Source organism: Nocardia sp. NPDC059236 (assembly GCF_042754085.1).
GTDB lineage: Bacteria > Actinomycetota > Actinomycetes > Mycobacteriales > Mycobacteriaceae > Nocardia.
In genome coordinates this window covers 564,935-579,545 of record NZ_JBHZAF010000003.1, presented here as the reverse complement: position 1 = coordinate 579,545, position 14,611 = coordinate 564,935, and the positions used below count along the sequence as shown (strand labels likewise).

Here is a 14,611-nt window from a genome sequence, read left to right as displayed (position 1 = left end):
TCACACCCGAAGGTCGCCGAGCGTCACCGACAGAAACCCGGCCACGACGCCGGAAGCCGCGGGCACCATCAGTACTTTCGCCCCGGACGCTATCCGCTGTTGTTTGAGCGCGTCGTGTAATACCACGAAATGCGAGGTGGATGCGGTGTTGCCATAGCGGTCCAGGACCATGAGCGCGGGCGGCACCGGGGCGTCGAATTCGCGTTCGGCGATCTTCGATACCAATTCCACCGCGGGTGCGCTGAATTGATGATGGATCACGTGGTCGTAGCCTTCCGCCGCGAAACTGCTGTCGTTCTCGCGCAGGAAATCCCGCTGCCGGGTGGTCCACAGCAGATAGCGGGATTCATTGTGCATCGCCCGGTTGTCGGTGTACAGCGCGATGCCGGAACTGCGATCGCTGGGCATGCCCAGGCACAACTGTGCGAAACCGGCGCTGGTATTGAGTTCGATGTAGTCGATGCCCTCGTCGGCGCTGCCCTCGTTGTCCAGAATGACGGCGGCCGCACCGTCGCCGACGGTCAGCGAGGCGAACTGCGGATCGTATTTCTCGGACATCTCACGCACGGCGGTGTCGGAGATGGGCGTGATGTACTCCCCGGAAACCACCAGCCCGCGTTTCACCATGCCCGCACGAATCATGCGATCCAGCACGAGAACTCCGCTCATCATGCCCGCGCAGGCATTGGAGACGTCGAAGTGGATGGCCCCGGTCGCGCCGAGTTCATTGCGGATCATGAGTGCGAAGGACGGCTCCACACAGAATTCGCCGTCGCGAATGCGGGTGATGGAGCAGGAGATGACGATATCCAGATCGGCAGCGTCATAGGACGAATTGGCCAGTGCGGTCCGCGCCGCCGCCAGCGCGACGCTCAGGGAATCCTCGTTCTCGGCGCAGCGGCGGCGGTGCCGCACGCCGCTGATGCGCTCCAGGTCGATGGGGGAGTCGATGGCCAGCTGGGCCAGCAACTCCGCGGTCGATATCTCGGTGTCGGGCAGGTAGGACCCGACCGCCTCGATTCGTGATCTCACCATGTTCACTCCAAGCAGCCCTCGGTTGCGGGCGACGCTAGCAGTGCCGGTATTTCGGTTTTGAAAAATCTATGATTCAGATCATGTGAGGTGAACTACATTGCGGCACAACACCATTTGACCTACCCCTGCAGAGGCGACTTCACGAGCGGCGGGCGAAACGTCCCGCCTCGGCCTGATCGCGCGGCTTGACGACAATGGTGTCCAGATCGACGTGCGGCGGGCGCGAGGCCACGAAGCCCACGATCTCCGCGATGTCCTGCGCGACCAGCGGATCGATGCCCTGGTACACACTCGCCGCGCGCTCGGCGTCGCCGCCAAAACGCACCAGCGAGAATTCGGTCTCCACCGCGCCCGGCGCGATCTCGGTCAGCCGCACCGGCTGACCCAGCAGCTCGCCCCGCAGCGTCCGGTGCAGCACCGCCTGCGCGTGCTTCGCCGAGGTGTAGCCGGAGCCGTTGTCGTAGGTGGAGAACGCGGCCACCGAGGTGATGGTGACGATCAGGCCGTCACCGGAGGCGATCAGCTTGGGCAGCAACGACTTCGTGAGCCGCAGCGTGCCCAGCACATTGGTCTCCCACATCCAGCGCCAGTCGTCCAGATCCGCCTCCAGCACCGGGGCCAGGCCCTTCGCGCCGCCGGCATTGTTGACCAGCACATCGCAGCGCTCGACGGCCTCGGTGAAGGCGCGCACCGACTCCTCGTCGGTCACGTCCAGCGGCAGCGCGGTCCCGCCGATCTCCGCGGCCAGCTGCTCCAGCCGATCGACCCGGCGCGCGCCGACGTACACGTGGTACCCCTGCTTGGCGAGTTCGCGGGCGGTTGCCTCGCCGATACCCGAACTGGCTCCGGTCACCACAGCGGTACGAGTGCTCATGTCCCTGAGCTTAGGCAGGGCGTGTCGCCGGTGCGTCGCGGGTGGTTAGCCTCACTCCTATGGCGATTCGGGAAGTAGCAAGCGCGGACGGCACGACCATCGTTTACCGGGTGACCGGTCCGGAGGGGGCCCGGCCGCTCGTTCTCCTGCACGGCTGGTCCGGAAACCTGCGCTGCTGGGGGCAGGCCGCGGACCTGCTCGCCGAGCAATTCCGGGTGATCGCCGTCGACCTGCGCGGCCACGGCTACTCCGACGCCCCCGAGGCCGGATACGACGACCCGAAGAACTGGGCAGCCGATATCGCCGCGGTGCTCGCCGCCGAGGACATCTCCTCCGGCGCGATCCTGCTGGGCTGGTCCTACGGCGGCATCGTGCTGTCCGACTATCTGACCGCCTACGGGACCGGCGCGATCGCGGGCGTCGTCTACACCGGTTCACAGGCCAATATCGGCCGCGGCGTCCAGGGCGCGGAGACCGGTCCGGGCATGAGCAAGGCCATCCCCGACGTCTTCGACGAGAGCGCGGGCAAGGCCATGCGCGGTTTCGCCGCCTTCGGCAATGCCAATACCGGGCCCGGCCGCGACAAGGGCGTGGACGCCCAGCGCCTGTTCGGCGGCAGCATCGCCACCCTGCCCCGGGTGCGCAAGGCCCTGTTCTATCGCACCGTCGACAACACCGAGACCCTGCGCGCCCTGGACGTGCCGGTGCTGGTGCTGCACGGCACCGCCGATCCGGTCGTGCCGATCGAGAACGGCCGCTACATCGCCGGCACCGCGCCGGACGTGCGGACCTCCTACTGGGAGGGCGCGCAGCACGGCCTGTTCATCGAGGATCCCAGCCGGTTCGTGACGGAGATCACCAATTTCGTTGAGGCGCTGGGGTAATCGCGCGTCGCGGGAGTTCGGGGGCGGAGCCCCCGGAAGGCTCACGCGAGTTGTGACCGACCTCACTTGGGAAGGTAACCCGTGCATGGGGTGTTACTACCCCCGTGCACACTGGAGTGGTGAGTCAGCGCCTGGACCTACGGCCCAATCGGATTGCCGTGTTATCGGTGCACACCTCACCACTCGCCCAGCCCGGGACCGGCGACGCGGGCGGCATGAACGTCTACGTGCTGCAGACCGCCATCGAACTGGCCCGCCGCGGCACCGAGGTCGAGATCTTCACCCGGGCCACCTCCTCCAATGACGAACCGGTGGTCGAGGCCGCGCCGGGCGTGCTGGTCCGCACGGTGGCCGCCGGGCCCTTCGAGGGGCTCGACAAGCACGATCTGCCCACCCAGCTGTGCCCCTTCGCCGCCGAGGTGCTGCGCACCGAGGCCCGCAATCTGCCCGGCCACTACGACCTCATCCACTCGCACTACTGGCTCTCCGGCCAGGTCGGCTGGCTGGCCCGCGACCGGTGGCGGGTGCCCATGGTGCACACCGCCCACACCCTGGCCGCGGTCAAGAACGCCTACCTCGCCGAGGGCGACTGCCCCGAGCCCGCGGTCCGCGAGATCGGTGAGAAGCAGATCGTCGCCGAGGCCGACCGGCTGGTCGCCAATACCGCCGACGAGGCCCGGCAGCTGATCGAGCTGTACGGCGCGGACCCCGACCACATCGATGTGGCCCTGCCCGGCGCCGACCTGACCCGCTACCAGCCCGGCGACAAGCTCGCCGCCCGCCGCGAACTCGGCCTGCCCGCGCACGAGCGCATCGTCGCCTTCATCGGGCGCATCCAGCCGCTCAAGGCCCCGGACGTGCTGGTGCGCGCAGCCGCCCAGGTGCTGGCCGAGGAGGCCGCCCTGCCGACCCCGCCGCAACGCCCGCTGCGCGTGGTGATCGTGGGCGGCCCGTCCGGCAGCGGACTGAAGAAGCCCGAGGCCCTGATCGAACTGGCTGCGGCCCTGGGCATTTCGGACCGGGTCACCTTCCTGCCGCCCCAGCCCGCGCACCGGCTGGTGCAGGTCTATCGGGCCGCCGACCTGGTGGCCGTGCCCAGCTACAACGAATCCTTCGGCCTGGTCGCCATCGAGGCGCAGGCCAGCGGGACCCCCGTGCTCGCCGCCGATGTGGGCGGGCTGAGCACCGCCGTCCATGACGGCGTCTCCGGTTTGCTGGTGCCCGGCCACCAGACCGGCGACTGGGCCGCAGCCCTGCATTCACTGCTCGACGATCCGGGCAAGCTCGAGGACATGGGCCGGGCCGCGGTCGGGCACGCCGCCAACTTCTCCTGGGCGCACACGGCCGAGGCGCTGCTCGACAGCTATGCCGCCGCGCTCGCCCAGGCGCCGGCCATCCGGCCGCACAGCGGTAACCTGCACACCGACAGCAATCACGCCAGATCGCTGGCGCTGTGGCGGCGTCGGATGGGAGCAGTACGCAGATGAGCGAGGCCGACCGCACCGAGGAGTGGACGCCCCGCCCGCATGCCAGCACCGGCGGCCTGAACGACGAAACCGCCCGTGCCACCGCGCAACTCATCGACGAGACGCTGCGCGAACGCGAGATCGAGTACACCCGCGACGCCCCCGACCTGTTCGTGGTGGTGCTCCCCGGTGAACGCAAGCTCAAGACCGTCATCGGCGTCAGCGTCGGCAAGCACGGCGTCCGCATGGAGTCCTTCGTCTGCCGCAAGCCCGACGAGAACTTCGAGGGCGTCTACAAATTCCTGCTCCGCCGCAACCGCCGCCTCTACGGCGTGGCCTACACCATCGACCGCGTCGGCGACATCTACCTGGTCGGCCGCATGTCCAACGACCGCGTCACCCCCGACGAACTCGACCGCTGGCTCGGCCAGATCCTCGAGGCCGTCGACGCCGACTTCAACACCCTCCTCGAACTCGGCTTCGCCGAATCCATTCGCAAGGAATGGAAATGGCGGGTCGCCCGCGGCGAATCACTGAAGAACCTCCGCGCCTTCGAACACCTCGTGGATTCTGCGGACAAGCCGTAGCTGTCCCGCCTCCCCGAATCTTCAGCGCCCGGCTGAGAGCCGTCGGCGTTTGGCGACGCGTGCCGGCGGTTGGGTACCGAACCGATTCCGGGCGTCCCCGACGAGTTACCCCGACCGTTACGAAATCAGTTGCCGCCTTGGCGTACGGAGACGGCATCGGCGCGCGACAATCGGCCGGGCTATCGGTACGGGAGCGTAAGGGAGGCGGCTGCGGATGACGGCGCTGGCACTGGATATCGGAGCGACGAAATTCGCGGCGGCGCTGGTCGATTCGGCCGGGGCGGTGGGAGAGCCCCGGCGGATCGCCGTGCCGGAGTCCGAGGTGTGGGAAGCCTGCCGGGAATTGCTGACCGAGGTTGTCCGGGATGCGCGAGTGAGTGCGGTCGGCATCGGGTCGGCCGGGCCGGTGGATGTGGGGGCCGGAGTTTGCGGGCCGCTCAATATTCCGGAGTGGGCCGACGGGTTTCCGATCGTGGATGCGGTGCGGAAACTGTTTCCGGAGGCCGAGATTCGGTTCGCCATCGACGGTGTGTGCCTGGTGCTGGCCGAGCAGCGGTTCGGGGCTGCGCGCGCAGTGGCGAATGTGCTCGCCATGACCGTTTCCTCGGGAATTGGTGGCGGCATCATCTCAGATGACCGGGTTGTCATGGGACGCACCGGAAATGGCGGGCACGTCGGTCATATTGTCGTGCCCGGTCAGAACGAGCCCTGCGCGTGTGGTGGATTCGGGTGTGTGGAAGCCGTGGCGAGTGGCAAATCCTCGGTGCGCTGGGCGCGGCGGCAGGGCTGGACCGGAACGACCGGGGTGGAGCTCGCGGCCGCGGCGCACGCAGGGGAGCCGATCGCGGTGGCCGCCCTCGAGCGCGCGGGCACCGCGATCGGGACGGCTGTCGCCTCGGCCGCCGCCTTGCTCGACACCGATCTGGTGGTCATCGGGGGCGGCTTCGCGCAATCCGGCGAACCGCTGTGGGGTCCGCTGCGGACCGCCGCCGCGGCGCACGCGCGGCTGAAGTTCTTGCGCGGACTGCGCGTGGTGCCGTCCGAATTGACCGACCAGGCCACCCTGCAGGGTGCCGCGATTCTCGCGCTCGGGGCCGCGAATGCAGGTGAGACCCCGCGTGGGAGGATGACGTCATGACGTACACCCTCGTGTTGCTGCGCCACGGCGAGAGCGAATGGAATGCCCTGAACCTGTTCACCGGTTGGGTGGACGTTCGTCTCACCGACAAGGGTGTCGCGGAAGGCAAGCGTGCCGGTGAATTGCTCGCCGAGCACGGGATTCTGCCCGATATCGTCTACACCTCGCTGCTGCGCCGTGCCATCAGCACTGCCAACAATGCCCTCGACGCCTGCGACCGGCACTGGATTCCGGTGGTCCGCGACTGGCGCCTGAACGAGCGCCACTACGGCGCGCTGCAGGGCAAGAACAAGGCGGAGATCAAGGAGCAGTACGGCAACGACCAGTTCATGCTGTGGCGCCGCAGCTACGACACCCCGCCGCCGCCGATCGAGGTGGACAGCGAGTACAGCCAGGACGGCGACCCGCGCTACGCCGGCATCGAGGTGCCGCGCACCGAGTGCCTCAAGGACGTCGTGGCCCGCATGGTTCCCTACTGGGAGGACACCATTGCGGCCGATGTGCGCTCGGGCAACACGGTTCTCGTTGCCGCGCACGGTAATTCGCTGCGTGCCCTGGTGAAGCACCTGGAGAACATCTCGGACGAGGAGATTTCCGAGCTGAACATCCCCACCGGTATCCCGCTCAAGTACGAGCTGGACGAGAACCTGCGGCCGATCGGCAAGGGCGAATACCTCGACCCCGAGGCCGCCGCGGCGGGCGCCGCCGCCGTGGCCAGCCAGGGCGGCAAGTAATTCGAAACGAAACTCGCGCTGTGACCGAATTATCCGGTCACAGCGCGTTTTTCATTTCCGGCGAATTTTTCGCGTCGAAGCCTCGATCGGAATGCCTTATCCGCTACTGTGATCCGCGTCTCACTACGTGACCGTAGGGTATTTCCCTGTCTCGCAAAATAATTTGCCGAATCGTTGCCAATTTAAATCGGTGTCTGTAACCGGGGTTTGCAACTTACTTCGGAGTAGATATGCTGCTGGGCGTTCGACCATTTGCGAGAGGTAGATCACGTTCGATGAAGCACGCGCTACGGGCCACGGTCTCGGCCGCCGCGGCCGCTCTGCTCCTGCCTGTTGCCGGCATCACCGCCGATGCCTCCATCCCCACCGGCCCCGACGGCGGTGCCGCGGGCGCCGAATGGACCACCACCGAGGACGGGCAGCAGCAGTACCCCAACGTCTTCATCGACTGGGACGTCCCGATCACCATGAGTGACGGCACCGTCCTGAAGGCCAATGTCTACCACCCGGCCGACGCCGCGGGTCATCCCATCGACGCCCCGACGCCGACCGTCGTCAATATGACGCCCTACACCAAGCTGGTGTCGAACGTCGCCGACAGCGCCTTCTCCATCCCCGGCCTGTCCGACGCGCTCCTCGACGTCTTCCGCAACATCCACCTCGACGGCACTCCGCTCACCGGCTTCGGTGAACTGCTGAACGCGGCGGGCAACGGCGAACTCCGCAACTTCTCCGTCGACCGCCAGCTCATCAGGTCCGGGTACACGCAGGTCGTCGTGGACGTGCGCGGCACCGGCTTCTCGCAGGGCGAGTGGGACATGCTGCGCGGCCGCGAACAGCAGGACACCGTCGAGGTCATCGACTGGGCGTCCAAACAGGGCTTCAGCAATGGCCGCATCGGTATGAACGGCCTGTCCTACTCGGCCATCAACCAGGTGCAGGCCGCCGAGAAACAGCCGCCCGCGCTGAAGGCCATCTTCCCCATCGTGCCCGGCAGCGACCTCATCGACGACGTGCTCGCGCCCGGCGGCGGCTTCGGCGTCAACTTCATTCCGCTGTGGCTGAGCGCCATCAACGGCCTCAAGTGGGTGCCGGACCTGGCCTCGATCGCCAACGGCGCCTTCGACTTCAAATGGCTGCAGGACCGCGTCAACGATCCCTTCGGCTACCTCGACGTGCTCATGTCGGCCTACACCAGCACGGACATGAACAGCATCGACCCGCGCGTCAAGGACATGCTCAACGGCTTCAGCCAGGAACGCCAGGAGTGGCTGGGCGACCCGGCCAAGATTCAGGTGCCGACCTTCGTGACCGGCGGCTGGCACGACCTGTTCACCTACTCGGAATCCAAGATCTACAACCAGATTCCGCTGCCGCCCGGCCAGAAGCAGCTGCTCATGGGCAACACCTACCACGTCACCTCGGGTGCGGATGTCAACCGGGTCGGGGCGCCGCCGCGCCTGGACGTGCTGCAGCGCGCCTGGTTCGACAAGTGGCTCAAGGGCATCGACAACAGCATCGATCAGTACGGCCCGGTGACCCTCAAGCAGCAGGGTGGCGGCTGGACCACCCAGGGCGGATTCGGGTCCACCGCACCGGTTTCCGAGGCCGCCGACTACCGCCGCATGTACCTCTCGTCGCAGCGCTCCGGCACCGCGAACAGTGTCTACGACGGCTCGCTCACCGCGGACGCCAATGGCGACACCGATCGGCTCACCGTCGCGCCCGGCCTGTCCACCGTCTGCTCCAATGACGCGGCCCAGGCCACCGCGGGCATCCTGAACCTGGTCGACGCCTGCGCCAAGGACTCCCGCATCGCCGAGACCAACGCGCTCACCTTCACCAGCGCGCCGGTGGCCGAGGCCACCACCGTCTCGGGCCCGATCGCGGTGCACCTCAACACCGTTCAGGACGCCGCCGACGGCTACTGGACCGTCACCGTGAACGATGTCGCGCCCGACGGCCAGTCGGCCGTGCTGACCTCCGGCGAGCTCATGGCCTCGCTGCGCCAGGTCGACGAGGCCGACAGCACCCGCTCCGCCAACGGCGACTACACCGACCCGCGCGCCTTCACCTCCCTGGACAAGCGCGAGGAGACCGTCCCCGGCGAGGCCACCACCCTCGACATCGCCCTCGGCGGCACCCAGGCCGTCCTGCAGCCGGGCCACCGCCTGCGCGTCGACGTCTTCGCCGGCAACTTCCCCAAGGGCCTTCCCATCCTGCCGATGCTCATCGACACCGGTCTGAAGCCCGAGCACCTCCAGCTCGACCCCGACCGTCCGAGCTTCGTGAACATCCCGGTCCGCGGTAACACCGGCTGGTGAATCCGTCCCTCCGGGATCGAAGCCCCGGGTGTGCACAACGGCGTGCACACCCGGGGTTTTGCTTTTCGCCCGCATCGGTGCCGAGGTTCAGGCTTCGCCGACGATGACGACTTTGCCGGTGACGGTGCCGGATTCGGCGAGGGTGAGCGCCCGTGCGGCCTCCCGCAACGGGATTCGGGCCGCGATCTGGGGGTGCAGCACGCCGCGCTCCGCGAGATCGAGCACCGCGCCGAGGTCCGCGGCGAGCTGAGCCCGGAACCGGGCGAGCCGGCGGCGTCCGGCCCAGATGTTGTAGAAGGACGCATGCCGCCCGTTGGGCAGCGCGTTCCACCACAGCAGCCGGGCGAACAGCTTCAGCACCGGCAGCCGGGAATCGCCCTCCTCGTCCTTGGTGGCCGCGCTGCCGTAGGAGACGAGGGTGCCGCCGGGCGCCAGCAATGCGAAGGAGTCCACGATGCCGGGACCGCCGACATGATCGAAGACGGCGTCCACCCCGTTCGGCGCGAGCGCCCGCACCTGGGCCGCCACGTCCCCGCGATAGTCCACCGGTAGTGCGCCGAGCGCGGCCACCGCGTCCGCATTGCGTGCCGACGCCGTCCCGATCACCCGGATTCCGGCGGCACGCGCCAGCTGCACCAGCGTCGAGCCGACGCCGCCGTTCGCCCCGTGCACCAGAATCGTCTGCCCCGCACGGGCCTTCGCCTTCCGGTGCAGCATCTGCCAGGCGGTGATGCCATTGACGACGAAGGTCTCCGCCGCATCCGCCGCCAGCCCGTCGGGTACCGGCACCAGATCGCCCGCGGGCACCGTGAGGTGACTGCTCCAGCCGCCGATCTTGGTCAGCGCCGCGACGTGGCGGCCGACGAGGGCCGGATCGACCCCAGTGCCCACCGCCAGTACTTCACCGACGATGTCGTAGCCGGGCACGAACGGGAACGCGGGCTGGTCGTAGTACTTGCCGCGCCGCATCTGCTGTTCGGCGAAGGACACGCCCGTCGCCTCCATGCGGATCAGCGCCTCGCCGGTGCCCGGCGGCGGCAATTCGCGGTCGGTGACGGTCAGGCCCTCCGGCTCGACGCGTCCCGGCAGCACTACCTCGGTGGCGATGATGTTCGACATCGGTTTGTCCCTCTCTGGTGTGTGATTGGTCAATCACTCTGTGGGTGAAAGAAAACGCCCTCGTCGGAGGGCGTGTGAAGCTCAGTTGAAGTGGCGGATTCCCGCGGTCAGGGTGGCGGCCCAGGCGCCCTCGCCGGCGTCCAGGCCGAGGGTGGTGATCAGGTGGCACAGCTGTCCGTAGGCCATGAAGTGCTGCACCTGCTCACCCGTTGCGCCGGAACGGGTTTCGGCGAAGTCGGTAATGCGCTGGAGGCCGCGGCGCATGGCCGCGGCGATATCGGGCGTATCGGCCGCGGACAGGGCGTGCACCTGCAGCATGAGCAGGCTCTTGTCCGCGATCAATTCGGCGTAGGCCCCGCCCATTTCGTGCAGCACCCGCTCCGGATCGCCGCCCGGTGTCCGGGCGGCTCCGGTGGCCAGCGCCCCCTCGACCCGCTCGAAACACCGGTCCAGCGCGGCGACGAACAACTCCACCTTGCTGGGGAACAGTTTGAACACGTACGCGGGGGAGATCCCGGCCGTCGCGGCGACGGTGTTGATCGGGGTCCCATGGAATCCGGTCTTGGCGAATTCGGTGATGGCCGCGTCCAGCACGGCTTCCCGTCGAATGTCCGAAGTCGAGAGTGCGATCCCGCGCCTGTTCATGTGAGTGACCGTACACTCACTCTGCGGCTCCCGGCAAGCCCACGGGCCTAATCGGCAACGGCGAAGGCGGACTCCAAGGGCGGGAGCATGGCTCGGGCGTCGTGGCCCGCGAACCAGAGACCGACGACGAAAGCCGAAGTGGCTTCGAGGTATCGGGCCTGGGTGAGGCCGCCCGCGTGGACCGGATGCAGCTTCAGGTCCGTGGCCAGGGTGGCCACCGTCGCCATGGCGTTCGGGTCGTCGCCGCACAGCGGGACGGTCAGGGGGCGGCCCTCGAACTCGCGGTGCGGGCCCGCCCAGACCTCGGCCGCAAGCAGATTGAACGCCTTCACCACACGGGCTCCGGGCACAGTGGCTGCGATCCGTTCGGCGACAGCGGGTTCGGAAAGGGTGAACCCTCCGCTGTCGGGCGCGAAGGCATTCGTGCAGTCGATCAGCGCGCGGCCCGCCAGGGCATGCCGTCCGTCGGTTCCGTCCGCCGCACCCACCCCCGTCACGTCCTCCGAGTTCGCCGCGGCGAGCACCTCGGCGAGGGCGTCGACCGGGACGGCGAGCAGTGTGATGTCGCCGAAGCGAGCGGCGTTGGCGATGGTGGTGGCTCGTGCGCCGTGGCCGATGACAGCGACTGCCTCGTCGGCGCGGGCCGAAATGCGTGCACCGAGCGCGATTTCGTGTCCGGCCGCGGCCCAGCCGCCGCCGAGGGCGCGGGCCATCTGTCCGGCTCCGATGATTCCGATTCGCATGTGAACTCCTTGGTCTGGCTTGCGAAATCGACGCTAGGGATTCCGATGCGCACTCCCGGGTGCCCAATGGCGGTGGCAGGCTGGATTCATGACGGCCGAGATCATCGAACCGGTGGAATTCGCGGAGTACGGCAGGCTCGAATCCGATTGCCCCGCGCGGCTCGCCGTGGACGTGTTCGGCAATTCGTGGCTGACTGTGATCGTTTACACACTTCGCGAGGGCCCGATGCGGCCGGTGGAGTTGCGGCGGGCGATCGGCGGCATCAGTCAGAAGATGCTCACCCAGACGCTGCGGCGCATGGAGCGGATGGGATTGCTGGCACGTCGCCGATACGCGGAAGCCCCACCGCGCGTGGAGTATTCGCTGACTCCGGCGGGCGCGGATCTGCTCATCCCCATCTTCGCGCTGGGGGAGTGGGCGGACCGCCACGGGGACACCGTCCGCACCGCCCTCTACGGCGACGCCGAGGACTGATCCGCGATCGCGAAAGTGGTTGCCGCAAGGGCGCTCAGCGGTCGAGACACGCTGACCGAACATTGCGTAAACGCCGGGCTAACGAGGATGGAAGTACCCATGACCTGCGTGAAACTTCCAGCACCCGGGGTTTGACCACGCGTCGGCGACCGTACGATTCAAAGTGTGAGCGTTCCACAGGCCGTGCTTTTGGCAGTCCTGGCGGCCGTAGTCGGACTGGCCGTCGGAGGACTGCTCATTCCGTATGTGAACGCTCGCCAGGAGCGCCTGCGCGCCGCCACCGACACCGGGCTGACCATGTCCCAGGTCCTGGACCTGATCGTGCTCGCCTCCGAGTCCGGCATCGCCGTGGTGGACCAGTATCGGGACGTGGTGCTGGTGAACCCGCGCGCCGAGGAGCTGGGCGTCGTCCACGACCGCCTGCTCGACGAGCGCGCCTGGGCCGCGGTGGAACAGGTGCTGGCCGGCGGCCAGGACGTCGATTTCGAACTCACCGCCAAGATCCCCATGCCGGGCCGCGCGCGCCTCGCTGTCCGAGGGGTTGCTCGGCCGCTCTCGCAGGAGAACACGAACTTCGTGGTCCTGTTCGCGGACGACGACTCCGAGCAGGCCCGCATGGAGGCCACCCGCCGCGACTTCGTCGCCAATGTGAGCCATGAGCTCAAGACCCCGGTCGGCGCCATGAGCCTGTTGGCCGAGGCGTTGCTGGAATCCGCCGACGATCCGGACTCGGTGCGGCACTTCGGGGAACGCCTGCACGGCGAGGCCCGCCGCATGGGCAAGATGGTGACCGAGCTCATCGCACTGTCCCGCCTGCAGGGCGCGGAACGGCTGCCGGAACTGGAAGCCGTCGACGTCGACACCGTCGTTACCCAGGCCATCGAGCGCTCCCGCAACGTGGCCGAGGCCGCGGGCATCACCGTCTCCACCGACGCCACCAGCGGCCTCGAGGTGCTCGGCGACCAGACCCTGCTGGTGACCGCCCTGTCCAACCTGGTCGAGAACGCCATCGCCTACTCGCCGCGCGGCTCGCACGTGTCGGTGAGCCGGGCGCTGCGCGGCGGCTACGTCAATATCGCGGTCACCGATCGCGGCATCGGCATCTCCAAGGAGGACCAGGAGCGCGTCTTCGAGCGTTTCTTCCGGGCCGACAAGGCGCGCTCGCGTGCCACCGGCGGTACCGGCCTCGGGCTGGCTATCGTCAAGCATGTGGCCGCCAACCACAACGGTGAGATCACCCTGTGGAGCAAACTGGGCACCGGATCGACGTTCACCCTGCGTATCCCGGCCCACCCTGCCGATTCCAACGGGCAGGTCGACAAGAGACTTGCCACCGGTGTTCCGGTGGCCAAGAAGGAAAACGGCTCGCGCCCCCTCGGGCGGGCCAGAACCAACGGTGTGGAGGCAACCCGATGACGAGTGTGCTGATCGTCGAGGACGAGGAGTCGCTGGCCGATCCGCTCGCGTTCCTGCTGCGCAAGGAGGGGTTCGAGGTCACCGTGGTGGGTGACGGCCCGGCCGCCCTGGCCGAGTTCGACCGTTCCGGCGCGGACATCGTCCTGCTCGATCTCATGCTCCCCGGCATGAGCGGCACCGACGTGTGCAAGCAACTGCGCGCTCGCGGCAGTGTCCCGGTGATCATGGTGACCGCGCGCGACAGCGAGATCGACAAGGTGGTCGGCCTGGAACTGGGCGCCGACGACTACGTCACCAAGCCCTACTCCTCGCGCGAGCTGATCGCCCGCATCCGGGCCGTGCTGCGCCGCGGCGCCGGCGAGGAACCCGACAACGGCAGCGAGACCAGCGTGCTGGAGGCCGGCCCGGTGCGCATGGACGTGGACCGCCACACCGTCCAGGTGAACGGCAAGGCGGTGACCCTGCCGCTCAAGGAGTTCGACCTGCTCGAATACCTGCTGCGCAATTCGGGTCGCGTGCTCACCCGCGGACAGCTCATCGACCGCGTCTGGGGCGCCGACTACGTCGGCGATACCAAGACCCTCGACGTGCACGTCAAGCGCCTGCGCTCGAAGATCGAGGCCGACCCGGCCAAGCCGGAACACCTGGTCACCGTGCGCGGCCTGGGCTACAAGCTCGAGGCGTAGCCCACCCGGACGACAAAGAACCCGCCCGCTTCGAATTCGCGAAGCGGGCGGGTTCGGCTTACTCCCGACCAAGTCCTTCGTGCGGCCCCCCGGCAGTCTTCGGTGCTTAGGCGTTGGGGTCGTTCTTCATCGTGTCGACCCACGCGGGGCCGAGGCCCGGCAGGTCCTGCTTGTCCAGAATGATCCAGCCCAGGCCCGGGTTGTCCTGCTGCATGCAGCCGTACCACGGCACGTCGGCGCCATTGCCCTTGCACGCGATGGTGTGGCTGGTGCCGTACGGGCTGACGATGATCTGCTTGCCGGCATCCTTGGCGCCCATGACGGCGGGATCGTTGTACGCGACGAAGTCGGCGGTGCGATCGCTGTACGCATTGGGGTCGGCGTTGTCGGCGAAGGCCTGCGGCGCGATGGCGAGAACGGCACCTGCGGCCAGCGCGGTGACGGCGAGAGTTTTCTTGATCATGGCCAGGATGTCTAACACGCTC

Annotated in this window: 15 protein-coding genes; 9 read left to right on the top strand and 6 right to left on the bottom strand. The window is 67.9% G+C overall.

Features of this window, described 5'->3' with window-relative positions:
• Together ACFXIV_RS11680 and ACFXIV_RS11675 are read right to left on the bottom strand one after the other, a co-directional pair.
• On the bottom strand, positions 1-1,035 hold the full coding sequence (locus ACFXIV_RS11680; RefSeq protein ID WP_379399572.1) for a 3-oxoacyl-ACP synthase III family protein: 1,035 nt from the start codon (positions 1,033-1,035) through the stop codon (positions 1-3).
• Between the two features lie 139 nt (positions 1,036-1,174).
• Positions 1,175-1,909: an SDR family NAD(P)-dependent oxidoreductase gene (locus tag ACFXIV_RS11675; protein ID WP_354846970.1), complete on the bottom strand. Its 735-nt coding sequence runs from the start codon at positions 1,907-1,909 to the stop codon at positions 1,175-1,177.
• Positions 1,910-1,968: 59 nt separating this feature from the next.
• Between ACFXIV_RS11675 and ACFXIV_RS11670 the strand changes: the two genes are divergently transcribed.
• The 6 genes from ACFXIV_RS11670 to ACFXIV_RS11645 all read left to right on the top strand — a co-directional run bounded on the left by ACFXIV_RS11670 (position 1,969) and on the right by ACFXIV_RS11645 (position 9,042).
• Entirely contained in the window at positions 1,969-2,793 is an 825-nt protein-coding gene (locus ACFXIV_RS11670; RefSeq protein WP_379399571.1) for an alpha/beta fold hydrolase, read from the top strand.
• Between the two features lie 119 nt (positions 2,794-2,912).
• Positions 2,913-4,280, top strand: coding sequence for a D-inositol-3-phosphate glycosyltransferase (mshA, locus tag ACFXIV_RS11665; RefSeq protein ID WP_379399570.1), 1,368 nt, complete (start codon positions 2,913-2,915; stop codon positions 4,278-4,280).
• Positions 4,277-4,846 carry a YbjN domain-containing protein gene (locus tag ACFXIV_RS11660; protein ID WP_379389216.1) on the top strand — a complete coding sequence of 190 codons (570 nt, stop codon included), beginning with the start codon at positions 4,277-4,279 and terminating at the stop codon, positions 4,844-4,846. Before mshA ends, ACFXIV_RS11660 begins: the two co-directional genes overlap by 4 nt.
• A gap of 214 nt (positions 4,847-5,060) precedes the next feature.
• Positions 5,061-5,984, top strand: coding sequence for an ROK family protein (locus ACFXIV_RS11655; RefSeq protein WP_379399569.1), 924 nt, complete (start codon positions 5,061-5,063; stop codon positions 5,982-5,984).
• Positions 5,981-6,718 carry a phosphoglyceromutase gene (locus ACFXIV_RS11650; protein WP_379399568.1) on the top strand — a complete coding sequence of 246 codons (738 nt, stop codon included), beginning with the start codon at positions 5,981-5,983 and terminating at the stop codon, positions 6,716-6,718. Before ACFXIV_RS11655 ends, ACFXIV_RS11650 begins: the two co-directional genes overlap by 4 nt.
• 275 nt (positions 6,719-6,993) lie before the next feature.
• Positions 6,994-9,042, top strand: coding sequence for a CocE/NonD family hydrolase (locus tag ACFXIV_RS11645; protein ID WP_379399567.1), 2,049 nt, complete (start codon positions 6,994-6,996; stop codon positions 9,040-9,042).
• A gap of 87 nt (positions 9,043-9,129) precedes the next feature.
• Here the strand turns inward: ACFXIV_RS11645 and ACFXIV_RS11640 are convergent, their stop codons facing one another.
• From ACFXIV_RS11640 to ACFXIV_RS11630, 3 genes are all read right to left on the bottom strand, one after another.
• A complete protein-coding gene (locus tag ACFXIV_RS11640) occupies positions 9,130-10,161 on the bottom strand; it encodes a medium chain dehydrogenase/reductase family protein (RefSeq protein ID WP_379399566.1) in 1,032 nt (343 codons plus the stop codon).
• A gap of 81 nt (positions 10,162-10,242) precedes the next feature.
• The gene (locus ACFXIV_RS11635; protein ID WP_379399565.1) at positions 10,243-10,806 is read right to left on the bottom strand and encodes a TetR/AcrR family transcriptional regulator; all 564 of its coding nucleotides are present in this window, start codon (positions 10,804-10,806) and stop codon (positions 10,243-10,245) included.
• A gap of 47 nt (positions 10,807-10,853) precedes the next feature.
• Positions 10,854-11,549, bottom strand: coding sequence for an NADPH-dependent F420 reductase (locus tag ACFXIV_RS11630; protein ID WP_379399564.1), 696 nt, complete (start codon positions 11,547-11,549; stop codon positions 10,854-10,856).
• Positions 11,550-11,637: 88 nt separating this feature from the next.
• Between ACFXIV_RS11630 and ACFXIV_RS11625 the strand changes: the two genes are divergently transcribed.
• From ACFXIV_RS11625 to ACFXIV_RS11615, 3 genes are all read left to right on the top strand, one after another.
• Complete coding sequence (locus ACFXIV_RS11625; RefSeq protein WP_379399563.1) at positions 11,638-12,024, top strand: winged helix-turn-helix transcriptional regulator; 387 nt, start codon at positions 11,638-11,640, stop codon at positions 12,022-12,024.
• Between the two features lie 165 nt (positions 12,025-12,189).
• Entirely contained in the window at positions 12,190-13,440 is a 1,251-nt protein-coding gene (locus ACFXIV_RS11620) for a sensor histidine kinase (protein ID WP_379389222.1), read from the top strand.
• The gene (locus ACFXIV_RS11615; protein ID WP_154790977.1) at positions 13,437-14,126 is read left to right on the top strand and encodes a response regulator transcription factor; all 690 of its coding nucleotides are present in this window, start codon (positions 13,437-13,439) and stop codon (positions 14,124-14,126) included. Before ACFXIV_RS11620 ends, ACFXIV_RS11615 begins: the two co-directional genes overlap by 4 nt.
• 106 nt (positions 14,127-14,232) lie before the next feature.
• On the opposite strand, the gene ACFXIV_RS11610 is transcribed toward ACFXIV_RS11615, so the two are convergent.
• Positions 14,233-14,589: a hypothetical protein gene (locus ACFXIV_RS11610; protein ID WP_379399562.1), complete on the bottom strand. Its 357-nt coding sequence runs from the start codon at positions 14,587-14,589 to the stop codon at positions 14,233-14,235.
• Between the last annotated feature and the right edge of the window lie 22 nt (positions 14,590-14,611).

Excerpts from the sequence above, each read along its gene's own strand:
- ACFXIV_RS11680 (WP_379399572.1), bottom strand. The coding sequence starts at position 1,035 with ATGGTGAGATCACGAATCGAGGCGGTCGGGTCCTACCTGCCCGACACC.
- ACFXIV_RS11675 (WP_354846970.1), bottom strand. The coding sequence starts at position 1,909 with ATGAGCACTCGTACCGCTGTGGTGACCGGAGCCAGTTCGGGTATCGGC.
- ACFXIV_RS11670 (WP_379399571.1), top strand. The coding sequence starts at position 1,969 with ATGGCGATTCGGGAAGTAGCAAGCGCGGACGGCACGACCATCGTTTAC.
- ACFXIV_RS11660 (WP_379389216.1), top strand. The coding sequence starts at position 4,277 with ATGAGCGAGGCCGACCGCACCGAGGAGTGGACGCCCCGCCCGCATGCC.
- ACFXIV_RS11655 (WP_379399569.1), top strand. The coding sequence starts at position 5,061 with ATGACGGCGCTGGCACTGGATATCGGAGCGACGAAATTCGCGGCGGCG.
- ACFXIV_RS11650 (WP_379399568.1), top strand. The coding sequence starts at position 5,981 with ATGACGTACACCCTCGTGTTGCTGCGCCACGGCGAGAGCGAATGGAAT.
- ACFXIV_RS11645 (WP_379399567.1), top strand. The coding sequence starts at position 6,994 with ATGAAGCACGCGCTACGGGCCACGGTCTCGGCCGCCGCGGCCGCTCTG.
- ACFXIV_RS11640 (WP_379399566.1), bottom strand. The coding sequence starts at position 10,161 with ATGTCGAACATCATCGCCACCGAGGTAGTGCTGCCGGGACGCGTCGAG.
- ACFXIV_RS11635 (WP_379399565.1), bottom strand. The coding sequence starts at position 10,806 with ATGAACAGGCGCGGGATCGCACTCTCGACTTCGGACATTCGACGGGAA.
- ACFXIV_RS11630 (WP_379399564.1), bottom strand. The coding sequence starts at position 11,549 with ATGCGAATCGGAATCATCGGAGCCGGACAGATGGCCCGCGCCCTCGGC.
- ACFXIV_RS11625 (WP_379399563.1), top strand. The coding sequence starts at position 11,638 with ATGACGGCCGAGATCATCGAACCGGTGGAATTCGCGGAGTACGGCAGG.
- ACFXIV_RS11615 (WP_154790977.1), top strand. The coding sequence starts at position 13,437 with ATGACGAGTGTGCTGATCGTCGAGGACGAGGAGTCGCTGGCCGATCCG.
- ACFXIV_RS11610 (WP_379399562.1), bottom strand. The coding sequence starts at position 14,589 with ATGATCAAGAAAACTCTCGCCGTCACCGCGCTGGCCGCAGGTGCCGTT.